The following is a 23,948-nucleotide window of genomic DNA, read 5'->3' on the forward strand; positions in this document are numbered from 1 at the left end:
TGATTAGTAATGGAAACTAATTGGGAACTAATATAACTAGCATCCGGAGTTGCATGATCCACAAGATGTACTGCAATTTGAAACGTGTATTTGTGTGACATTTCCATTTACTATTGTGAGAGGACTCAATTCTTCTTTGTCGAACAGTTTAATGTTTTCGTCTAAATTATTTCCCTGAGCAGGATATAATGCAATTCCCATTTCGCTAAATAGATGAATGGCCATGATTGGCATTTCTCTTATTATTACTGAAAGAATACCCTTGCGTTTTAATGCAAAACTGATGTTGCCAATTTTGCTTGTTAATGCATTAATTGGAAGCCATTCATAAGTTTTATTCAAGCTATCGTATATGCAGTAAGAGGTCGCATCATCAAATTCTTTAGTAATCTTGTTTTTTGCATTTTCATGATCAACCACAGGTATCAATACTTTCATAATTCATTTATTTGTAGTTCTAAAAAAGATTTAAGCTAACAATCAAAATGAGTACCGTAAACAGATATCTGTTCTGTTTCAGAGTATTAACGAATTATAGGGGCAAGAAAAATTTCATTTTTGTAGGCATTTTAATTCAAAATCTACAAAAATGTATGATGCCTGCCGGATTGGTACAAGGCCCGGGAATTGATGTTGCGAAGAGTAAAGTTTATTTAGCACCTAACCATGTCGCTTTGTGCCAAATGGCCTCCAAGGGTCCGTGAGAATGTTTTTTATCCCACCAGGTACAAAACACTCCGAGAAATAGAGCTAGACTGATACCGATTAACAAAGCATAAGTTGCACCTGTGTATTGATACATTCCCAAACCAAACCCGTAATAGATGCTTGCACCTAAAATGGATTGAAATACATAGTTGGAAAGGCTCATTTTACCTATTGCTGAAAATGGAGTCAGAACTTTTCGAAATAGATTGGTGTTGAACAGCAAAACAAATCCTGATACAAGGATTACCATGAATGAAAGATTAGCCCACGAGGTTTCGATGGTTTGCACTGAGCGACGAATGGCTTCACTACTAATTAATCCGCTAAGGTTCTTTTGAAGAATAAACAGGGGAATAAACACAATTATCGAAATAAGAAAAGTCTTTGTCCAAAATCTGGTGTTTTTATCTGATTTAGTAAAAAGATTCATACGACCGGCAAGCATCCCGAATAGAAAAGTTGAAAGAATATGAAAAAAACGGCCATTCTCCCAACTCCAGGCAATAACGGCTCTTTTCCCATTTGTTAAATTGCCATATACAGTACCTAAAAATGAATCTGTTTTTACGTATTCATCCATTTTGCCAAAATAGGTCCATGATATGGGGTTGGCTATTTTAATATCAGGATTTTGTATGGCTTTAAAAAGGCTGAATAATTCATAAGGTTGAACAAACAGGAGTAAAGCAACAGCAAATATCCACTTGTTGTTTAGTTTCACCAAAGGGATTAAAAACAAACCCACAAAAGCGTAAAGTGTAAGTATATCACCTTGGTAAAATGCTGAGTTTATGATCCCGAAAACAAAAAGAAGCACTAAACGCCATGCAAAGCGTACTCTAAAATCATTGCCTCGTTTGTTTTGATTGTTGGTCTGAATAAAAAAGGTTAATCCAAAAAGTAAGGCGAATATTGCGTAGGATTTTCCTCCAAAAAGGAAAAATAAGGAATCCCAAATTATTTTATCTAAAGAAACCATCCATGCAGGAAGGTTTGCCGGCGAAAAATAAACATCGAAATGCTCAATATTGTGAAGGAGCATAATAGAGACAAGGGCAAAACCTCGTAAAGCATCTACAACGTGCAGACGGTTTTTAATTGCAGGGGCATTCATTTGTGCATGGTTTGGTTAAATAGAGGATGCTAATTTAACTAAATTTTTTGTTTGTAAAAAGAGGGAAGATAATGTTCAATAAAATGGTGCATAAATAAGTTCCAACCAGCCTAAATCAGAATGTTTCTGAAATCAAAAAATCCAATCAAATTGGATCGGACTTTGTTTTATATTTTAGAAAAATAGGATGAATTAAAACGATGCAGCTATTCCAATTTGAAAAACGGAATTTTTAGCATCTATTTCAACATAGTCATTATTGAATATTTTAGTCAATCCAAAATTGTAGCGGGCTTCGATGCTAAATTGTTTGTTAAGGTCAAATTCAAGTCCAAAATCTAAGGATAAATCGAAATCTCTCATGGCTTTGTCATAATCAGCAGTTTCACCGTCTTCTTCAAATTCAGAACTTAAATGAATGCCGATTTGAGGCCCTGCAACTGCAAATAGTTTATCGGTTCCAAACATTTTTGTGCGAAGCAATAGAGGAATATTTAAAAAGTTGGTTTTAAATTGCAAATTACTTCCTGCAAGATCATCTTTAGATCCTTGACGGGAATAAATCAACTCAGGCTGAAAAGCTAACGATTCCGTAAGACCTATTCTCATAAAACCACCAAAGTAAATGTCGGCTCTAGAATCACCGTTCATGTCATCTCCACTAAAGTTTGCAAGATTTAAACCTCCTTTTATTCCGTATTTTACATCCTGAGCAAATGAAGATGTGCCAATTGCGATAATGGCAAATAGTAGTACAATTTTTTTCATGTGATTTAGTTTAATAATTATTAAAGTTCAAACATACAAAATGATATTGTATTTTGTGGCTGTCAAGTTTGCCAAGTTAATTGATGTTGATCAATGATCCTTTTTATGTTGCTAAGATGTTTTGCTGATTGATTAAGGAAAATGCCATAGCTTGACGGCGTTAAGTTTAGATAACCTGCATGAGATGGTAAATTAAGAGTTATCTTGCATAGTGATGCTGAATTTATTTGTTTTTGTCGACAGGCAAAGAAAAATACATTTCACTACCAACTCCAACTTTACTTTTCGCCCAAATTTGGCCACCATTTTTATGAACAAATTCCTGACAAAGTATCAAACCCAATCCGGTCCCTTTTTCTTCGTTGGTTCCTACGCGTTGAGCGTTCTTTTCAATCATAAAAAGATTATTCATTATTTGTTCACTCATGCCAATACCGGTGTCGCGTACACAAATTTCAAACACGTCATGATTCAATTTCCCGGTGAGCTTAATTACACCTCCTGCATTACAGAATTTAATGGCGTTATTAAATAAATTGGAAACGACTATTTTTATGGTTTCCTTGTCGGCCCAAACTATTTGTGCATCATCAATATTATTTAGGACATTAATTTTTTTAATTTCAGCAGCAGCCATGTTTGGTAAGATGCCTTCTTCTGCCAGATTCTTTATCAGATGTACCTCTTTATTCAATTGAATAAACCCACTTTGTGATCTGGACCATGTTAATAAATTTTCAAGCAGGGAATAGGTCGATTTTGAGGCATCTCCAACGTGATTGATCATTTCCAAACGCTCATCATCGCTGTACTCACTATAATGATTGGTTAATTCATTATTAAAACCCAGAATTGCAGTAAAAGGACTTTTTAAATCATGAGCAATAATGGAGAAAAACTTGTCTTTAGTCGCATTTAGCTTTTGAAGGTTTTCTTCACTTACTTCTAATTTTTTGATATTGTCCTCCAGAAGTAATTTTTGTTCATTAATAAGTTTGTGCTGGGATTTTAAAATGATATTATTTTTTTTGGATCTTAAAAAGTAAAATGCCACAATTGAAATCGAGAGAATGAGTAGAACAATAGCAAGCAAAGCCAGTGTGTACTTGTTTTTCATGATAATAGCAGCATTTTTTGCCTGCTGATTTTTAAGTGCCAATTCAAGCTGTTGCTTCTCTATTTCATTTTTAGCCTTTTGTTCTTCAAATTCAACCAAATATTCAGCTACTTTCTCACTTTTTAAAGAATCGATGGCATTATTTGCCTTTTGCAGCGATTTGTATGCTTGTTTGTGATTTCCAATTTGTGAATAGGCTTTGGCACTCATCTTATAAATTTCAGGATATTCTTCCTGTACACCAATAGAATCGGATAATTTTAAGCATTTATCGAGAACGTGAATACTTTCGGAGTACTTTTTTTGTTTGAAAAGCATTTCTCCTTGTTTGCGGTATGCACGCGCCAAGATGTGCTGATAATTATTCTTGATACAAATTTCGCTGGCTTTATCAATATAGTATTTTGTTGAATCAAAATTGTTGATCCCATTATAGTATCCCGATAAGGACAGGTACAAATAGGCTTGAACGTAATGACTGTCAATTGCAGGCAATAGGCTCATTATTTTTTGATAATCAGATTTAGCTTCACTAAACTTATGATGTTCGACTTTTAAAACCCCAACATTGGAATAGGAGATGGCTAAATCTCCGATATTAGAGGAATATTGTTCCAGAGCAATGGATTTTTGAAAATAATTCAAAGCCAATTCGTAATTATTGAGCCGTTTGTAAATTGCGCCAATGTTGTTGCAGCGGATGGACAAACTGGTTGTGTCTCTTAATTTTTCTGCAATTTCAAGTGCTTTAAGATTGTAGTCAAGACTTTTTAATTGATTTGACTCATAGGAAGCCAAATAACTCATGCCACTGTAACAATCCAATAGGTTGACAGAATCTCTTTCCTGAATAAATTGACTGAGAGCCTTATTGAAATTTTCCATTGCCGGCTTTAATTTTCCGTCTTGAATTAATGCACGGGCAGTGTATAAATGGGATACAGCCAAACCATGATCGTAATTAATTTCCTGAGCCAGCAGCATTCCTTTTTGGCTGTAATGCAGAGAGCTGTCAATACTTATACCTCCAAATAAATAGGCTATTTGGTTGTAATTATCTACAAGCTGTTCTTGATCTGATTCAATTCGGTTCTGCTTCTGTAAAGAATCAATTTGAAATTGCTCGCTGTTTTGAGCCGTTGAAGGGGATGTAATGCAAAAAAAGCAGAGACAGAACAGGGCTATTTTGAATAGAAGTACTTTTTTCATCATCAATTCTTTGGTAGGATGCGAAAATAACCAAAAAAATAAAATATATCTGATTTACAGAACATCTTTTGATCTTATATTGAGGAAACAAGCCGTTAATTCCCGTATCCTGACCAAGGGGAATTTTTCGTTCACAAATAATGGCTTTTCTTGTGAAAACAGTCTGCTAAAATTCCCAATCATTGGTTCATTTTAGTTCGGAAGAATTCTATATGGATGAACATTTTTTATTCATAAGAAATGGTTAAGAACTGCACTCATTGCGGAAAAAAAGAAAGAGAGTGTCTAAAAAGTATTGTTCCATTGTCATTCTGAGCCTGTTGAAGAATCTTTCACTTTGAAAAACAGATGTTTCGTCCTGATAGCCATCGGGACCGCTCAACATGACAATCCAATACAAAATATTCCTTTTTAGACACCCTTTTGGTAATCAGGGGTTTATTTTAACTGAAAGGTTTTATTGTTTTTTCTTTCCGCCTCCAATTTCAATGCCCAGCTGTACGCTTAGGTAATCGCTGATGTTATTTTCTGTAAAGTTGTAAATCATTGCCAGTCTCATGTGGCCAACATTAAGACCGATTCGTGGGGCAAATCCAAAATTATTTTCAGAACCTGTGTTTATATTTACCGACCAAATATCAGTATCAATACTTTGATCGTTTCTTTTGTAAAGCCCTAGTCCAAGACCAACAAATGGGCGTGTTTTTTGGTTGTTGAAGAAATAATCGCAGGTAAACAGAACTGGTGTAACAGTAGAAGCATCTACATTTACACGACCAATTCCAACAGAAATTTCACCTGAACTAAGTCTTACCCCTTCTAAACGCAATCCAAAGGTGAAATTATCATTTAGACTGTATCGGGGTTCAATGTATGATCCGCCACCCAATCCGGATTCTTTATCAAGTGGAAATGCTAAAATTCCACCTACTTCCACTTTAAAAGGCTTGAAGCTTTGTTTCTGCGCGAAGCCCTGTTTGCCGGCAATTATTACCAACAGAAAGGCAGCGCAATAAATAAGTCGTTTCATATCTGTTTGTGTTATCAGTTAGTAATCAATTGAATAAGTTAAGGAAAAAATAATTTTCCGGTTTTTATTTAGATATCAAAACATTGGCTTACAATTTAAAGTTTCCAAATACTGTATGCCGGAGAGTGTGAAGGATTTCATTTTCATCGAGTTCAATTATAGCAGCGTAAAGTTGTTTGACATTGCGACCAGGATTTATGCAGTAAGATTCTCCAATTTTATCAACCCAACTGCCACTAAGCATCGGTGCTTCGTGAATGTGTCCATGCAAGCTTAAAATGGGTTGTTGCTTCCAAATTTGGTTTGTCAGCGCTTTACTGCCCAGATGATTTTGTTCCCAGCTAATATCTAGTTTACCTCCATAAGGTGGAGTATGGCAAAGCCATATTCTGCTCTTAGGATCGATATTCCGGACTTGTTCCTCTATACTTGGTTTTTTTAGAAAGTAGTTTGGAGGAATCGGTTTGATAGTACCGGAGGCAGAGGAGAGGTAATCGCCTTCCTGAGGTTGAATAGCATCAGATTCAAGATCTCGGGCTTCGTAATCTTTTCGATGAAAAGGAGTGTGGGGTACCATGGGGTAGCCCGATAGATTCATGTTTTTGTAGCGATAGCTTTTCAAGTGAAGTTGCTGGATGATGTTTGGAAGAGCCAACTGTTCCATTTTCATTATACTTGCCGGCCAGTCGTTGTTGCCCGGAATGAAAAGAATATCAAGCTTAATTTCCTTTGCGAATTGTAAAAAACAGTTATCTATAAATTGAAGCTGATCGGTGACTATCCGGGTATGAGCAAAGAGGTCTCCGCCCAACAAAAGAGCATCAACATCCTTTTCCTGGTCGAGAATTGTAATCAGCTCATTGTACAGGTGATCATCTCCATGAAGATCTGAGGCATAGATTAGTTTCATGTGCGTTTCATTTCTGTTAGATTTCATTAGCTTGAGATATAAATATATCGCTTTGACATGCTAAAGTCAACCTATCCTGTAGTAGAGAGTTGGTAAAAATAAAGCCACCGCGGGGTGGCTTTATTGTCAATTTGTGTTTTGATAATCATCTTTCCCATTTGCAGCAAAAAATCATAAGAAAGATATGGGCAGCTATTTTAGGTGTTGGTGAGGTTTTTGAAAAGTTGCGGATTCCTTAAAGGTGGTTTGTGTTGGAAATTGTTTGTTTTTGTTGGTGTTCGGAAGCGCTGATGGGAAAGACATACCACTCGAAAGTTTTTGGAAGAGTTGCTGGATTATTTGCTTGTTGAGATTGAGGAATTTTTGAAATAGTACAACTTGATAAAGTAAAAAGAAAAGGCATCTCTATGGAGCTGCCTTTTTCGGTATTGATTAAGAATTAATCGAGAATTTCTTCAATTGTAATGTAATCACCAACACGTCCAGTCATTTTTTCTGCATCAGTATTAACAGGAAGCGTTTTTTTGCCTGGTCTCCATCCGGCAGGACAAACTTCTCCTGTTTTAGTTGCATGTTGCCATGCCTGCACCTGACGTAGAAATTCATTTACATTTCTACCTACAGAATCAGCTTGCACTTCCTGTGCTACACAAATTCCATCAGGGTTAAATAAAAATCTACCACGCAGTGCTACACCTTCTTCTTCGATAAGTACACCAAATGCACGGCTTACTTCCTGATTTCCATCAGCACCTATGGTTAGTCTTAAACCTTTAAGGATTGGTTCAGTTTCAACAAATCTTTTGTGCGAAAATTTAGAATCAACTGATACAGCAAGGATTTCAGTATTTAATTTCTGAAATTCATCATATTTAGCATTCATTGCCGCAATTTCAGTTGGGCAAACAAAGGTAAAGTCAGCAGGATAGAAGCATATTACAGCCCATTTTCCCTTGTAATTATCACTCGATACTGTTGTGAAATGACCTGTGGCAGCATCATAAGCATCCATTGTGAAATTTGGCATTTCTTGTCTTACCATTGTTGAACTCATCGTTTTTTCCTCCTTTACTGATTGATTACTATTTTTTGCATTTTCTACTTGAACTTTTTTTCTGGGTTTTAAACCCGTGTCACATCCCATAATTTAGCCTCCTGTTTTAAATTTTATTTATCCATTTATTATTTGATAAAGTTATTTATTATTCTTCTCAAAAGAGAATATTCTCAATTGAAAATGTATATTTCATGATAGGGAAAATTTATAAGAATGATTTTAATTAGAAAAATGCTTCTAGATTTGTATGGCCATCTTGTTTGTTATCAGGTGGTTGTGTTTTGATAATCATCTTTCCCATTTGCAGCAAAAAATCATAAGAAAGATATGGGCAGCTATTTTAGGTGTTGGTGAAGTGGGAGAGAACAGACACCTCAACCCCGGCCCTTCTCCTCGAGGAGAAGGGAGCCTTCTTTTAAAAATGTGCAGATATCAGGAGCTGTATTCTCCTCTCCTTAAAGGTGAGGGATAGGGTTAGGTTTTTGAAAAATTATGGGCGAAAAAACTGTTGACGTGCTGGAAGAGATGAGAAAAGCCACCGTTAGGTGGCTTTTACTATTGTATTAGTATACTGTTTAGAACTTATTGTCTTTTCTTTGTTTTTTTACATTTTTAATCATCCTGCCAAAGCTCTTATCCTTGTTCTTCTTTTCCTGTACGGTCGATTCGAAATGTGTTTTCTCCCGGTGCATTTTTTGAAAGTTCGCGTACGAGTTGGGATCAATTTCACCATTTTCAACAGCTTCTATAATGGCACAGCCTTTCTCGTGTTGGTGGGTACAGTCTTTGAATCTGCAATTTTTGGCGTATTCCATAATGCCATCAAATGTCATTTCTAAACCACTGGCTGTGTCTGTAATTCCAACTTCCCGCATTCCCGGGTTGTCGATTAAAATCCCGCCATTTTCGAGCACGATCAATTCTCGATGGCTGGTAATGTGTTTCCCTCTGTCGATACTTTCGCTAATTGCTCCTGTACTCATCAGTTGCTTACCGCTTAACTTGTTGATCAGTGTTGATTTTCCAACACCAGAGGAACCAAGCAAACAATAGGTTTTCCTTTTATTTATAAGTGCTGCTAATTGATCCAATCCGGCATCCGACTCATTACTAACGGCAATTACAGGTACATCTTTAATGCGTTCTGCAATCAGATTAAGAAGAGTTTCCAACTCGGCAGCAGTAATTAAATCAATTTTGCTAAGAAGTATAATTGGTTCCACATTAGAAGCATAACAAATGGTTAAATACCGTTCTAATCGGTTGATATTAAAATCGCGGTTAACAGATTGTACAATCATGCCGTAATCGATATTTACTGCAATTATTTGTACCTGTCCTGATTTGCCAACCGCTTGCCGTTCAATTACTGAACTGCGGGGATAGATGGCATGAATCAGAGCTTTTTTTTCATCGTATTCGGAAAAAGCCACCCAATCTCCAACGGCCGGAAAATCGTATCTGCTTTCCGCCGTAAAGCGCAAATTCCCCAACAATTCAGAATCATATTCATTTGTTGGAGTTTTTACAACATACCTTTCTTTGTGTTCCGATACAACCCGACCCATTTCAAATGAATCTAATTTTTGTTCGATTCTATAACTTTCAAGTATGTGGTTGTATCCTAAATCTTCGTAAGTCATAATTGTTGTGTTAATTATTTATTGTGTGATGCTATTTCTTAAATTTCAATTTAGCCATCTTTCCCAATTGCACCAAAAAATTACAGAAAAGATATTGCAGCTATTTCAGGTGTTGGTGAGGTGGGAGAGAGCAGATACCTCAACCCCGGCCCTTCTCCTCGAGGAGAAGGGGGACTTCTTTCAAAAATGTGCAGATATCAGGAGCTGTATTCACCTCTCTTTTAAGGAGAAGGATTGGGTGAGGTTTTTGAAAAGCTATGGGGCGAAAAAACTGTTGACGGGTATTTGTTAATGCATTCACTTCATTTGTTTGCAGATCTATTTAAGATCATAAAAAAATATATTGTTGTGTTTCAGGTGAATAGTGTATTATGTGTTTGAATTAAACGGCAAATGTGAGATATTGTTTTGTAGTTGTTTCTATTAATGTTAACTTGAAATTTCGATTAAAAAAAATGCTTTGTTGAGTAGAGGGGAAGGGCAATTCCAAATTAACTTACATGTTTCATCAGGCACATTTTCACATTAAAAACAGCTGTTTTATTCGCCATAAACGGGCATCTAATTCAGTTGATGTAGGTTTTAGCAACGCACAAACCCCTCGGAGTTTTGCAGATACCCGTTTTAGCGGTACACAATGCTCCCGGAGTTTCAAGAATGCCGGTTGCAGCAATACACAATTCCTTGGGAGTTTCTCAGATGCCGGTTTTATGCACACACAAGCCTTGTTTTTTTTCGTGGATGCTCATTTTGGGAACACACAATGCCTCCGGAGTTTCGGGAATGCATCTTTTGTGTGCTCGGGAATGCTTGTAAAACAAGAGAATTCACAATAATTACATGTTAAATCATTTTAGAATTATCCGGATCAAGTGAAGACAATATTCATTGATCCTTTTGTATAACTATAATTGAAGATTGAATGGCTTATTTAGTATTTCCTACATCCGATATAAATCGGTTAAAAGTGTTGGATCGTTCCATTGCAACTGCAAAGAAAGATGCAGAATTAGGAACTAGTTTTATTCCTGCTGAGTTGCTGCTCGAGGCAGAAGAGCTGAAGTTGAAATTTCAGACGGTTTACGATCTGAGCAATGCCAGCTTATCGGTTCGGCAGAAAGAGGTTCGCGAGAAAAATGAAAGTTTTGGCAAACTTGCTGTTGTGGTGCGCGATTTTTTTGATGGGTTAAGAAGAAGAACCTACCGAATGGATCATCCTGCTGAAGTGCTGCGTTACTACAACATTACTGCGGGTGGCGAATTACCTACTTTCAGTAAGGATATGGATTTGGTAAATGCTGCTGAAAACATTCTTTTGGGAGAGCAAAAAGCGGTTGAAGCTACCTATCCAGCCATGAGCAATCCTTCGGTAGAGGAGGTGGCATTGGCTTTGGAGTCTGCAAAAAAGGAATTCGACGAAATTGCTCCTGCCGATCGTGCTGTAAATAAGGTACAGAAAGATTTGGCCGGGGTGCGCGAGCCCGTTGAAGCAATGCTTAAGGAAATTGCTGCTTACATTCAATTTTCGATGAGAAACCAGCCAACATCGAATGTGCGCAGATTTATGAGAACCTATGGTTTCGAATACCGATACCTGCAGGGAGAAGCTGTGGATGAAGAGCTGGCAGTTAATGAGACTGCTGAAAATTAGTAGAGACTATATGGTCTGGAGAAAATGAAAGCCACCTTGAGGTGGCTTTTTTGTTTTTTGATGGTTTGTAAAAGGGAAGCTAATTTTACTGGATTTCGCCTACTAAAATGCTAATTAACCAGAGAATTGTAGCGTTTGTACTTAAAAATAAATTGGAAATTTAGCAATAAATAAAGTAGTCTTGTTCTAGCTTTCTAAAAGTTTTAAGCCCCTGTATTCTTTAAGCATGTACTTGTTTTCGACTAGGTGATTTGTATTCATTATGCTTTTGGGTAATACTTTAAGTCCAATAAGTGTGTCAGTCCTTGTTTTAATCATGAAAGAGTACTCCTTAGCTTCATCTTCTGTTAATACACCATTTTTTTGCATCTCAACAATTTTTTGCCTTATGGTTAAGCTTTCCATAAATGCTTCATTTTGTTGTTTAGTCTTATAGAAACGATGGTTTGTAATAAAATCCCATATTTCTTTAAAGATTAAGAATAATGATTTAGCAGTTTCAACTTGTGATTTAATCCCTAAGTTGGTATCACTACCTGAGTCAAGCATGATTATTCTTGCAGAATTTTTATCTTCATCACTTTGACCGTTAATTTTTTCAATTGTTTTAATCAGTTCATCTAGAGCTGTTATAATTTTTAAGTATTGACTAGGTTCGAGACCATCTTCTTCTATTGCAATTTGAAAAATTAAGTATCCTGTGTCCATAAGCGAATCTAAATCACCAGAGAATTTTTTATCAACTAATAACTCAGTTGTAATTTTTTTTAAGTCTACAAGGGATTTATGAAAGGAATATAGTCTTGAAACCTTGTCGTTGATTATTAAATCCCTTCCAGGCATATTTCTTAATTGAGTAGTAAGAAAAGCCAAGTTTGCTTCCTCATAGACTTCCGAGGCGTTTATTTTATTAAGTATACTGGCGTATTCTTCTGTTTTAACTAAATTATCGTACTTACTCTTTGAAGCAAAGAGAATAGGAGTAATTGAGGTATAGTTAAATGTAGTTCCAGGAAGTTTAAAACCTTGATCGAAAATCGCAACTATTTGTTCTGAACACAGTTCTGAGATCACATGTCCTATATTAATCGAAAAATCAAGTTTCTGCATATGTTCTTTTATTGATATTAACGTAAAAGTGTTTTATTCTTGAGTTCTTAAAATTAACAAAACATTATTTAGGAACACTGAGTTTAATTGTGATAATAGTTCTAAATAAAGGATAAATAGAATTGGTAGCTATTTTAGGCATTGGTGAAGTGGGAGAGAGCAGACACCTCAACCCCGGCCCTTCTCCTCGAGGAGAAGGGGGCCTTCTTTTAAAAATGTGCAGATATCAGGAGCTGTATTCACCTCTCCTTTAAGGAGAAGGATTGGGTGAGGTTTTAAAGACAGGAGTATGGTCAGAACAAAAAGATAAGGGGCTGGGGGGCATAAAAAAAGCCACTGACGCGGCTTTTAAATTCTTAAACAGTTGGTATTGATTGCATCTGATAGATACATCTCAAAAAATCATTTTTTTCAACTTTGATAGAGAAAACAAATCATAAACATAGGAAATGGTTTCATTTCTTTACAATTTTCATTGCATTAAAAACCAATTCAGCAACAACTTTTGCTCCTTCTGGTTGAAAATGTGTATTGTCTGATTGTCCTTCCGGATAAGCTTCATATACGCCGGAGGGCAAATTCATAAAATAATTATTAGTTACATATTCCTGACCTTTCCCACTAAAAGTATCCATAGATAATTGATTTAAATCAATAAAACAGACCTGCATTTCGACAGCAACATCCAAGGCTGCTTTTGGGTATTCACCATGAACATTTTCTAAATGACTGTCTTTCCATGGGTAATTTCTGCATACAGGGGTAAGAATAATTGGAACTGCGTTCTTTTCTCTTGTTTGAGATACAAATAATCTTAGGAACTCCTTGTAACTTTCAATATCAGTATAGCGCTCCGGTTTGTTCTGTGCTCCATCATTATGACCAAACTGCATGATTACAACATCGCCTTTTTTCAGGTTTTCACATACCGATCTCCATCTTCCTTCCTGAAAAAAGGTTCGCGTACTTCTACCTCCCCGTGCACGATCATCAATAATAACACTGTCTGAATCGAAAATGTTTTTGAAATCAGTTAAATCAGTTCCTGTAAATTGTTCCTGAAATACCTGACCCCAGCCTGTTACTGGATATCTGGTTTTGTAATAATCTTTACCTTCTTCGTAATTATCAGCATAATCAGCCACGGTGGAATCCCCGATTAGATAGATAACCACAGGCTTCTCTTGTAATGAAGAGCAACCGAACAAAAACAAAATCAGTAATAAAAGATTTCGTTGATGAAAAATCAAATTCGTTTTCATTTCTCTTTGCGTTTTTTTAAATTATATTCTCTTGTTCCGGCAAACGAATCAATTCTGATCAATCATTTTCCAATACCAGTACCCAATCATTTCCATTTGTTTTATCTCCCGGAGGATCGAAGGATTTTATGCCTTTGGCTTCGAATGTTCCTATTTTAGTATAGGAACCGTTTCGGGGATTGTACCATGAGGCTTTCACTTCGCTTACATCCATTTTTTCCAGATTGATATTCATTATCCGACCAGTATAGGTGTAAACAAATGCATAATCGCTGCCTTTTGCGGCAGATAGATAATCGTATTTTTCGCCTTGCTCATCTGCAATAAGATCTTGTGCCGGAATTCGGTCGAAATAAGATTTTGATAAAATGAGTTGCTTCAGGTAGTTCATCTGGATGGCTCCCGGAGCATTCAGTGCCGGTTCCCAGTACTCTTTTGAACCGTAAGCCGGATTTTCATCTCCTTCCTTATGAAATTGCATAATGGCATTGTTTCCGTAGGTAAAACCACATCCACCTGCAAAAACCGACCAGTAAGCATATCTTCTGCAATCAGAGTCGGTCCACAAGGGTTGAGTGGTATCGTGAAGCCCCTGAGGAATGCCTTCGTAAGAAGGTTCACCGTCAAGAGTTGGTTTTACCGGAATTTTTGCATAATCAGCGGCAGCATATTTCCAGTTGTCTTCACCATGATAGGGAACGTCCGTGTCCTGATCGTATCTTCGGTGTCCCGATTGAAACATGTTAAAATCAAGCCAGTCTTCGTTATGGAACCATTCTGAAGACTGCATCCGGCCAAAAGGGTGGAAGGTAATAAGCTGTTTCGGACTGTTTTGCCGAATGGCCGAACCAATGGCCTTCCATGTGGATGTGGAGTCACAGCCCTTTGTATCACCGCCATTCATCCAAATTACATTTGAACAGTCTTTATACCTTAGGGCTAACCATGCCGCGTATTTTTCAGCTGCTTGCTCAGGCACGTTACCGCTTTTCACATTCGATCCCCAAACCGGTACCAGTGCCATGTACAATCCTTTTTGATTCGCAAGATTTATCAGGTAATCGATGTGATCCCAATAGTCGTACTGTTCTGAATTTTCGGCTGAATTTCCCAGGGTGGTATTCGGTTGATCTACATGACAGTTTATCAGGGCAGAATCTCCGTAAACATTCACTGCTTTTGTAACATCATGCAAAACCATTGCCTGTATTACATTAAATCCTTTTTGACGTCTGTCTTCAAAATATCTTTCTGCTTCTTCGCGCGTAAGTTTTGTGAAAAGCAACCATCCGGTATCACCCAGCCAAAAAAATGGTTCCCCATTTTCAGTAGTCAGAAATCTTTTGTTTTCGGATATTTTAAGATTGGAAAGTGAGTCTGGTTTTGAATTGCAGGACAAACACAATAGTAAAAATGAAAATAGAATAAGTTGTGCGGTTTTTTGCATAAATTGAGTGTTTACAATCTGGATGTGAAAAAATGCTTTGTGAACAATTTAGAAAGATACAATCCTGTTATTTACTTTTTAAAATACACGCTAAGTTCAGGCACTTTTTGTGTGATTTCACTTTTGGCAAGATCACAAACCCGGAATGCTCCGCTTGCCGATAGATGTGTGTCGTCATTTCTACCATCAGGCAAAGACTCATATTCACCGGCATTGATGTGTAAGTATAATTTTTTTGAAGCATCTTCTCCATAATTAATAAGAAGTTCTTTGGTTAATTGTTGTAAATCAAGCAACGGAACCTGTTCTGATTTTGCAACTTCCCTAACTACCTGTGGATACATGCCATGGCTCTCTTGAAATACTCCGTTCTCATCAAATTTTCGACGTACGATAGAGGTGGCTAAAACAGGAATACCGCCTTTTTGCCGTGCTTCGCTTACAAAACGAGTCAAATTTTGTCGGTAATCGGTATCTGCATTGGTATATCTGGTACTGTCCTTTATTTTTTCATCGTTATGCCCAAACTGAATAATCACATAATCTCCGGTTTGCATATTTTCCAAAACCTTGGCCCATCTTCCTTCATCCTGAAAGCTTTTTGAGCTGCGTCCGTTTACAGCATGATTTTCCACATGTATGCCTTCATTTAAATAAAGAGGAAAGATTTGACCCCAGCCTCTTTCCGGATTTCCATTCGCGAATGGTTTATTGGCCATTGTTGAGTCACCAACAAGAAAAATGGTAGTTTCTTTTTTTTGTGTACAAGAAAATGCAAACAGAATCAGCAATAAAATGATTGTTTTGGATGGGTACTTCATTTTGAATGTTTTTAATTTTTATATGATGTTTGAAAATAAATTATCTATTTGTCAATTTGTATTTGATTCTTTTTTCGTTCGGTAAGGCTTGCCTGGCTTGCCAGCATTTCACCGCTTGTAATTGAAAATGATTTGGACTTTAATGCTTGTCCTTTTTTGCTGAAAATAATGGTTTTCGCATCTTTTTTGTTTTTAAGAGTATAGACAGTTCCGTCGGCTGCTGTTATTTGCAGATCGCCGCGTATGGTCATTGCTTCGGAAAAGGTCAATACGAATTCGTCCTTACTTTCGTCAATTTTCAGACATTTAGGAGGAGTTGCATTCTCAGGATCCCACCGACCATCAAAAGTCCATTTTGCAGAAATTGTATCCGCATTTTGGATGTTGTCAGTTAACCAGTTAAAAGCTTTGCCTTCTTTTTTAGAGTTCGAGAAATATTTTCGCTCTCCCCAAACATAGGGTTGATTTTTTTCGGGCTTATCAGGATAAGTTACCCGATAGATTGGTTTGTCAGCCATTTGTTTGGAATAGCTGCAATTAATCAAATAAAATCGGGCTTCGTAATGATGACGTCCCAGATGGAATCCTTCTATACCATCAAAAAAAGAATTTTTGATTACAAATTTTTGATTTTTATTGATCGATCCGGCATGCCAGATAGCTGCTGTTTGTTTTACCTCGTAAAAAGATGAGTTGGATATAAAACACCAGCCCCGGGGACACACAAAATCCACGGCACCTTCAAAATGGCAATTGGTATGATAGTACATTCCATTTTCCGAATCCCAAAGAGAAACCGTATCTGCTCCTTTGCTTGTAATGGTGCAGTTGTCAATAATTGTTCTTGTGCCTCTACCGTAAACGGCAAATGCATGAGGTCCAATTTCGGGTTGACTGTTTGCAATGGTCAGATTCTTTAGGATTACATCATCTGCATGTATATTGACAACGGCTTCGCCAATTGCATCTTTGTTTTTCATCCAATCTGTTCGTAACAGGCTGTATTTAATAATGGTAGAATCTCTGTTTTCGCCAATCAGGCTTAAATTATCATACTCAATTCTGAATTTTTCATGGTAAAGGCCATTTTTAATTAAAATTACAACACGTCCGTATGTTGTGTCGGGTAGTTGTTCAATTGCCTCAGTAATTGTTTTGTAGTCTCCGCTTCCATCTTGCGCAACCGTAATATCGACATGCTGCGCCATAGAAACATTGACTAAACAAACAAAAATAAATAGAATAAAAGTTCTTGACATTGTTGTATTGGTTTAGATTTTTTAATAATCTTATATTGTTAGTCAGCCGAGGTTTCCCCAACACCTTTATCAGTTCTTTTTACTTCCTGAATGGTTCCGTCTTCGTTAAAATAAAGGTATTCAGCGCAACACTGACGTTGTGTTTTATCGCAGATTGATTTTGTTTTAAGCCAACGATGATAGAATAAAATCCATTGTCCCTTAAATTCAACAATCGAATGGTGATTATTACTTTCCCCTTCCTGCTGCATAATAACACCCTGATATTTCCAAGGGCCGATAGGAGATTTGGACATATAATAAGTAAGGATTCTGTTGTTTTCAGGCATGGTATAATAGTAATTTCCATTTCTTTTAAATACCCACGGGCCTTCTCTTTTTGGATTGTATCCGCCCATATCCATTTTAAACAGATCACCTTTAACGCTAAGCATATCGTCAGCCATTTCAGCAGCAAAATAGTCGCCGCCACCATTAAAATAGATGTAGGCTTTGTCATCATCATCTACAAAAAGACAAGGATCGTTGGCGTAAGGTTTTTTCCATAAAGGGGCTCCAATTGCATCAACAAAAGGGCCTGTTGGAGAATCACTTACTGCAATCCCTAATCCCATCCATTTTGTGCTGTTTTTAGAATTTACACGATCTTTAAAACCGGTGCCGGCAGGGAAACAGAAATAATATTTGCCATTTTTATAGGCACAATCGGGCGCCCATGCGAAATTATCGGCCCACGAAAGATCATCAACCGATAAACAGGCACCATGATCGGTCCAATTCACCAAATCGGAGGAGGAGAACACGTGCCAGTCTTTCATGAAAAAATCAGGCTGACATTCTTCATCGTGGGAAGTGTAAAGGTACATTTTCCCATCTTTCCAGACATGGCCAGATGGATCTGCTGTTTTGATATTACTGCCAAAATTGAGTGGGTTTTGAGCAGAGGATATTGATGTATTTAGCAGTAAAAATATCAATGCTGTTAGAATTGTAAACTGTTTCATCCTATTCTTATTTTATTTAATAATGGTTGGTATTATTTTTTAATGCGTTTTTTTATTGAAAGTAAGTGCCCGGCATGCAGCTACTCATTAAGCAGCTGATCCTGTTGCCAGAGCAAACTGTCAATCGGAATTCGGGTTAATTCTACATCTTCTTTATTGGTTGCATATGAAACGTAGAGATAATCACCCCAAATCACACTTTTGGGATAACTGTAGCCTATTCGTTTGTATTTTCCCTTACATCTCATGGGCTGAAGATCTTTGTTGCCACTGCGCAGCAAGTAAGCATGATCAAATGTAAAACCGTCTTTGCTTAAAGTAATTGCAAGAGGAAACCGACTTTTGTTTCCCGAAGGATTGTTAACCATAAAGGCTGTGCCGTCGGGTAAATTTCCTGCACTCTGCTTCGCTCTGGAGTCTGGTGTGTCAACAATTACAGGTGTAGTCCAGCTTAAACCATTGTCCTTGCTAATTGAAGCAAGTTTTTTAAAACTATTGTTTTGATCCCGGAAAATCATGACAATGGTGCTGTCTTTTCTGTAAAACCAACTGGGTTCTATTTCCCGGCTTATATTTTTATTGTCTGTAGGCATGTTAATCATTTTTCCAGATGTCCAACCCGATATGCCAAGCAGGTCGTCAGTATAAAACGGTGTAACTATCAATCCGGGCTGCATATGAAAAGCCGTAATGATCCGGCCGGTTTTTAATGCATGAACATCCTGTTCAATAATTCCTAAAACAGCTTGCCCATTGCTATTTGTAAGAGGTTTTGGCGATTTCCAATGTATCCCATCGCTTGAAGTGATGTATTCGGTATAACCTTCTTTAGCTCCATCGTTTTTATTGGGCCAATTACAAACATATGCCACAAGGGTAGTTCCGTCACTCCACCATCCGCCGCTTGTTTTTATTCCATGTTTCCATTTTTTTGTTAATGCAGATGGTTTGCTCCAGTCTTTGCCATTTTTGCTTCTGCTGTAAAAAACCTGAGTATCTTCACCATCTTCATCAACCGATGAACTTTGCCATTGCGCATAAAGCATTCCTTTAAACGGAAACAGTACTACTCCGTGATTGTATTTATTATCATTGCTTTGCGGTGCAAATATTGTTACTGTTTCAAGCCCTTTGGCGAAAAGGAGTCCCATAGTTTCGGGCTGATCAAACTTAAAGAGAGAATGGACCTTAAAAGGGACATCACATTCCTGAGCATGCAAGGACAGTACCAGAAAAAATTGAGGTAAAAGTTTAATGATATTTTTAAGTGAAATCATAATTCTCTATAAAAAGTTATTATCTGCAGAATCTGGTATTGGCTTGGTAGTTATTTTGCATTTACTTTTTTTCTCCAGTCAGGATATTCTTTCAAGAGTTTGGCAGGAGCATTTGTATACCAGCCGTAACCATTTCGGCGTTCGTAGCTAATCTCAGCCAGAGAGTTTCTTTTAATTCCATCGCGGCTGCAGAAATAAGGCTTGCCTGTTTCTAAATCGTAAAAACGGGCCCATAATGGGGAAGCATTTTTATCTTTAACAATAATTCGATTATTCTTCCCGTTTTTATCTGTTTCCTGCGTTAATTTTACTCCTTCTATTTTGTTGGCCTCGAACCATTTTACAGCTCCATTTACAGCAGCAATAATTTCCTTGGAAGGCTTATCTATCTTCATTAATAAAAGTGCTATATTGACCGATTCGCCACCACTAAACGATGCCAATTCGTATGCACGTGCATTAGCCGGAGCGAATGTTTTTTCATCGTGCTGAGCACACCATACTGTTGGTTGACCATTTACAACAATCTGGGTTTTAAGAATGCATTGAATTCCTTTGTCGAATGCTTTTTGGGCTTTGTCCTTTCGGTTTTTATTTATTTGTAAGGACGAAAATTCTTTACTGTCATCTAATATTTGAAACAAAAATTTCATGGTATTTACCATCGCATCATCATTATAGGTAATATGGTCTGCATAATCACTTTTGTAAGGATAAAACTGTGGCCATCCGCCATTTTCGTATTGCGAAATAAAAATATAGTCAAGTCCTTTTTCAAATGCCTGTTTGTATCGCTCGTCATGAAAATGGGAGTATACTTTAGCCAGAAACCGCAGTTCTGATATTGTTGCTCCGTTATCGAATGTGGCGCCAATTTCAGATTTGTCCTGAATATAATGAGCCTTCTCTGATTCTGAAAATTTGTGATGATATGGCTTGTTTTTTTCCCATCCTCCAATTTCTTTTTGACTAAGCAGTACGTTTTCTGCCACCAATTTCGCATCCTCAGTTCCATACCATTCGGCAGGCATTTTGGTTGATACCTGTTTCCATTTCAGACTCAAATAGTCTTGAGATGTTATTTTTTGCCTGTGTTGCGCCGAAGAGCAAGTAATTGTCAAGATTGCAAGTATTGATATTAAATAGATATTCTTCATGGATTCTTGTTTTTACATTATTGGAATGGTGAAAAATAAGTGGTGATTATTTTTTGTTTCTCTTCAATTATATCTCCATTATTATTGATTCCAACGGCGAATAATTTTCGGTCGTACTCTCCTTTAATTTCGAAATATGTGAAATCCTGAAAAGAAATTTTCTTTATTTCATTGATCATGAGAGGGGCGGGAGTGATCTTTAAATAATTTTCCAAGGCTGATAGTACTGCTTTCGGTAATTCACCAAATGTAATATCTAATTCGGATCGCATAATCTTTCCGTTGACCAGAATTAAGAGACGCAGTTCTTTCGACGATTCGAGTTTCAAATCAATATTGTAGATAACGTTTGACTGGGTAATCATTTGGTTAATATTGTTGACAGGAATCTGAGGATAATTATCCGCCAGGGTATTTTTCACAGATTTTGGAAGATCATTGAATTTTATATTATTGGAATCTAAAATATCATCTTCGTTACGTTTCAGATTGATTTTTGGAATTTGAATGTTCCCAACCGAGTTTGTTCCCGAATAATTTTTGTCATTTTCCCGAACATTTGAAAAGCTCATGTTTTGCAGGTTCTTTACAAATGAACCTTTAAAGGTAGAAAACTTAGAATCACGGACATTTACATTATAAATCAAATTTTTACTATGGCCGTTAAGAAGAAAAGCCCGGCCACAATTCTCGGCATTAATTTTATCGAGATGAATATTATATAACAATGGACTGGAATCGGATAGGTTTGAACTGTTGTTAATATTGCTAAGTAAAAATGAACCGGTAATATGATTTGCCTGAATATTTTTTAAAAATATTTCGTGGAGCTTTCCCTTTAGTACGGCATTGGCGAAAATACGCAAAGCAGTTTCGCTTGTGTCAATTTTTAAATCAGACAGGAAAATATGATTGGCTCCGGCTTGTGTTTGAGAGCTGATAATTACTGCCGAATAAAGAACATTTTCGAAAACAGAATTTTGGATCAAGATATTTTTTGAAGCATGATTGTTTGGGATTTTAACCCGCCCGGAAAGAATTTTTACACCATCATCAACAAACTGAAATTTAGTACTGTCGACAAGAATATTTTCACTGCTTTCCAATCCAATTCCAATCTGATCGTATCCATGACTGCTGATCAAACAATTTTTAATCGTTACATGTTTGCATAAAATTGGGTGAATAACCCAAAAAGGTGCATTTTTAATGCTTACTCCCGAAATATTTATTCGGGAACACTCTAAAAAAGTGATTAAGTCGGGGCGGAAAAAGTGACCATTCCCAAATTTACGGTTGATGGGTCTCACATCATTATTTTCCAAATCTTTCAACAATTCCCAATCTGTCCTTTCATTGAATTTCATGTTTTTCCATACCGGATCGTTTCCCTGACCGTCAATAATGCCTTTGCCGCTTATTTGTATATCAGTTGCGTTTTTAGCATAAATCAGGGGCGAATAGTTCATGCACGGAATGCCGTTAAACCAGTTGTAAGCTAAAGGATAAATTTCAGGCTTCGCAATGAATTTAAGTTCGGCACCTTCTTCCAAATACAGATTTATTTTACTCTTTAGAACAATAGGTCCGGTATAATAAATTCCAGGAGGAATTAGAATTGTACCACCACCAAGTTCATAAACATGGTCAATTGCTTTCTGGATTCTCTGAGAATCATCTAAAAATCCAAAATCAATCAGATTTAAAGTATCAGTTGGGATTTTTGCAGGCTTTATTTCATTTCTTATTGAATCGGCATATTCCCAGCTATTGGAACTTTCGGGAACCAGATTATTGTGAACATTTTCTTTTTGACTGTTGCAAGCCAGCAAGACCAGAATAAGAGAAATAGATAAAATGGGAAGTCGCATAACTTTTTTTTTGCTAATATAAGTGAAAGTCTTATAAGCAGGCTGTTATTTTCTGTCATTAACTGTTATTGACCTATTCATTTTTTGTTTTTATGTGTTATTTAAAATGATTTAGTAACTTTCGCAGGATAACCGTAATATCTACCATGAGTAACAATTTCGATGACAATTTCTGGCTGAGTAAAATTGCCGGCAGCAAGTATTTTACATCTGCGAACGATGTTCGATTGCTTCGTTATTTGGTAAGCGCTACACGCGAAGATAAAATTCTGAAAGAAACGGTTATTGCCATTGACGTTTTCGGACGTGATGCTTCATTTGATCCCGGGTCGGATTCTATTGTACGTTCCAATATTTACAATCTGCGTAAAAAACTCAATTCTTACTATCTGGATGAAGGAAATCATGATGCCGTGCGGTATGTAATTCCCAAGGGTAGTTATCGTGTTGTGTTTGAGGTGTATGAGTCAGAAAATATTGAGCCTGAACCAGAAGTGAAAGCCACAAAATTAAATTCGATTAACCTTAAATTCTTATTTCCGGTTTCTTTTGTTCTGATGTTGATTTTTGCATTCCTTTATTTCTCAGGCAATAGAAACTTTAACACTCAAAAAACAGAAAATGAAAATCCGGTTTGGGATTACTATTTGCAATCGGAAAACCCGCTGATGATCGTTTTGGGTGATTATTTTATGATGCAAAAAACGCAATTCCCGGATAGCAGCTTCAATTATGTTCGTAATCCGGAAATAAACAGCCAAAACGACTTTATGGCATATCTGGATAAAAATCCAGAGCAAAAAGCCAGTATGAAAAAATTGGGGCAAAGTTATTTTGGTGAAGAAATCCCCAACTGTTTTTTTCAGTTGATACAAATTTTCCAAAAAGCACACAAACCATTCAGTATGAAATATGCTTCGGAATTATCATTGAGTGATGTTCGGATGAATGACCTGATTTTTGTAGGCGATTTTGGCACTTTGGGAGTACTTAATCCTTTTTTCGCAAAAACCGGGTTTCATTATTCCAACTTACCCCCGGCTATTTTTATTTTAAATGAACAACAAGATACTACAGAGTATATTTCTCTAAACAATCCTGATCGATCGGTATTCCAGAATGATTATGCCATAGTCTCCAACATTTCGGCCTACGAAGGAAAAAAGATCATGTTTTTTGTTTCCTTTCTTCCATTTGGCAAATCGGAAGCATTGTACAAGTTGAGCGAAACATCATTTTTGAATGAGCTTACTGATAGTATAGTCTCTTTTCCAACTGACTGGAATCTGTTAATGAAAATATCAGGATTGCAATCCTCAGGATTTTATTATGAAATTATAAGGTTTGGAAGTATTGAATGAACAACATTCAAGGGATGAAACAGACTGACATCAAAAGTGAAACCAACCGTATAACTAAAAACAGCAGCATGCCAGCTTTGAGCTAAGTATACTGCTGTTTAATTGATATGCTAAATCAAATATAAAATAAGATTTGACCGGATTGCAAAATTGAAGAACTAACTTCAAAATC

At 36.7% G+C, this 23,948-nt stretch carries 19 protein-coding genes; 2 read left to right on the top strand and 17 right to left on the bottom strand.

Annotated elements, in window-relative coordinates; translation table 11 throughout:
- Nucleotides 1-36 precede the first annotated feature (36 nt).
- From ACKU4N_RS10490 to rsgA, 8 genes are all read right to left on the bottom strand, one after another.
- Nucleotides 37-438 carry a NifB/NifX family molybdenum-iron cluster-binding protein gene (locus ACKU4N_RS10490; protein WP_321316238.1) on the bottom strand — a complete coding sequence of 134 codons (402 nt, stop codon included), beginning with the start codon at nt 436-438 and terminating at the stop codon, nt 37-39.
- Between the two features lie 211 nt (nt 439-649).
- Nucleotides 650-1,822, bottom strand: coding sequence for a DUF418 domain-containing protein (locus ACKU4N_RS10495; RefSeq protein ID WP_321316239.1), 1,173 nt, complete (start codon nt 1,820-1,822; stop codon nt 650-652).
- A gap of 192 nt (nt 1,823-2,014) precedes the next feature.
- Nucleotides 2,015-2,590 carry a porin family protein gene (locus ACKU4N_RS10500; RefSeq protein ID WP_321316240.1) on the bottom strand — a complete coding sequence of 192 codons (576 nt, stop codon included), beginning with the start codon at nt 2,588-2,590 and terminating at the stop codon, nt 2,015-2,017.
- Between the two features lie 223 nt (nt 2,591-2,813).
- On the bottom strand, nt 2,814-4,919 hold the full coding sequence (locus ACKU4N_RS10505; RefSeq protein ID WP_321316241.1) for an ATP-binding protein: 2,106 nt from the start codon (nt 4,917-4,919) through the stop codon (nt 2,814-2,816).
- A gap of 454 nt (nt 4,920-5,373) precedes the next feature.
- On the bottom strand, nt 5,374-5,946 hold the full coding sequence (locus ACKU4N_RS10510; RefSeq protein ID WP_321316242.1) for a hypothetical protein: 573 nt from the start codon (nt 5,944-5,946) through the stop codon (nt 5,374-5,376).
- An 88-nt stretch (nt 5,947-6,034) separates the two neighbouring features.
- Nucleotides 6,035-6,883, bottom strand: coding sequence for a metallophosphoesterase family protein (locus tag ACKU4N_RS10515; RefSeq protein ID WP_321316243.1), 849 nt, complete (start codon nt 6,881-6,883; stop codon nt 6,035-6,037).
- 412 nt (nt 6,884-7,295) lie between these two features.
- On the bottom strand, nt 7,296-7,898 hold the full coding sequence (locus ACKU4N_RS10520) for a peroxiredoxin (RefSeq protein ID WP_321316244.1): 603 nt from the start codon (nt 7,896-7,898) through the stop codon (nt 7,296-7,298).
- A gap of 590 nt (nt 7,899-8,488) precedes the next feature.
- The gene (rsgA, locus tag ACKU4N_RS10525) at nt 8,489-9,556 is read right to left on the bottom strand and encodes a ribosome small subunit-dependent GTPase A (RefSeq protein ID WP_321316245.1); all 1,068 of its coding nucleotides are present in this window, start codon (nt 9,554-9,556) and stop codon (nt 8,489-8,491) included.
- A 922-nt stretch (nt 9,557-10,478) separates the two neighbouring features.
- Here rsgA and ACKU4N_RS10530 point away from each other — a divergent pair.
- Complete coding sequence (locus ACKU4N_RS10530; RefSeq protein ID WP_321316246.1) at nt 10,479-11,207, top strand: hypothetical protein; 729 nt, start codon at nt 10,479-10,481, stop codon at nt 11,205-11,207.
- Nucleotides 11,208-11,393: 186 nt separating this feature from the next.
- Here the strand turns inward: ACKU4N_RS10530 and ACKU4N_RS10535 are convergent, their stop codons facing one another.
- From ACKU4N_RS10535 to ACKU4N_RS10575, 9 genes are all read right to left on the bottom strand, one after another.
- Entirely contained in the window at nt 11,394-12,317 is a 924-nt protein-coding gene (locus tag ACKU4N_RS10535) for a hypothetical protein (protein WP_321316247.1), read from the bottom strand.
- 455 nt (nt 12,318-12,772) lie between these two features.
- The gene (locus tag ACKU4N_RS10540; RefSeq protein WP_321316248.1) at nt 12,773-13,579 is read right to left on the bottom strand and encodes a rhamnogalacturonan acetylesterase; all 807 of its coding nucleotides are present in this window, start codon (nt 13,577-13,579) and stop codon (nt 12,773-12,775) included.
- 58 nt (nt 13,580-13,637) lie between these two features.
- Nucleotides 13,638-15,026 (bottom strand): glycoside hydrolase family 140 protein, encoded by a 1,389-nt coding sequence (locus tag ACKU4N_RS10545; protein ID WP_321316249.1) that lies wholly within the window; start codon nt 15,024-15,026, stop codon nt 13,638-13,640.
- 71 nt (nt 15,027-15,097) lie between these two features.
- A complete protein-coding gene (locus tag ACKU4N_RS10550; protein WP_321316250.1) occupies nt 15,098-15,847 on the bottom strand; it encodes a rhamnogalacturonan acetylesterase in 750 nt (249 codons plus the stop codon).
- Nucleotides 15,848-15,891: 44 nt separating this feature from the next.
- Nucleotides 15,892-17,106 carry a pectinesterase family protein gene (locus ACKU4N_RS10555; protein WP_321316251.1) on the bottom strand — a complete coding sequence of 405 codons (1,215 nt, stop codon included), beginning with the start codon at nt 17,104-17,106 and terminating at the stop codon, nt 15,892-15,894.
- Nucleotides 17,107-17,144: 38 nt separating this feature from the next.
- Complete coding sequence (locus ACKU4N_RS10560) at nt 17,145-18,110, bottom strand: family 43 glycosylhydrolase (protein ID WP_321316252.1); 966 nt, start codon at nt 18,108-18,110, stop codon at nt 17,145-17,147.
- Nucleotides 18,111-18,190: 80 nt separating this feature from the next.
- Complete coding sequence (locus ACKU4N_RS10565) at nt 18,191-19,387, bottom strand: sialidase family protein (RefSeq protein ID WP_321316253.1); 1,197 nt, start codon at nt 19,385-19,387, stop codon at nt 18,191-18,193.
- A 50-nt stretch (nt 19,388-19,437) separates the two neighbouring features.
- Complete coding sequence (pelA, locus tag ACKU4N_RS10570) at nt 19,438-20,544, bottom strand: pectate lyase (RefSeq protein WP_321316254.1); 1,107 nt, start codon at nt 20,542-20,544, stop codon at nt 19,438-19,440.
- Nucleotides 20,545-20,561: 17 nt separating this feature from the next.
- Nucleotides 20,562-22,415 (bottom strand): glycoside hydrolase family 28 protein, encoded by a 1,854-nt coding sequence (locus ACKU4N_RS10575; protein WP_321316255.1) that lies wholly within the window; start codon nt 22,413-22,415, stop codon nt 20,562-20,564.
- A 146-nt stretch (nt 22,416-22,561) separates the two neighbouring features.
- Between ACKU4N_RS10575 and ACKU4N_RS10580 the strand changes: the two genes are divergently transcribed.
- Nucleotides 22,562-23,776 carry a helix-turn-helix domain-containing protein gene (locus ACKU4N_RS10580; RefSeq protein ID WP_321316257.1) on the top strand — a complete coding sequence of 405 codons (1,215 nt, stop codon included), beginning with the start codon at nt 22,562-22,564 and terminating at the stop codon, nt 23,774-23,776.
- Nucleotides 23,777-23,948 lie beyond the last annotated feature (172 nt).

It is taken from the genome of Labilibaculum sp., from assembly GCF_963664555.1.
GTDB lineage: Bacteria > Bacteroidota > Bacteroidia > Bacteroidales > Marinifilaceae > Labilibaculum.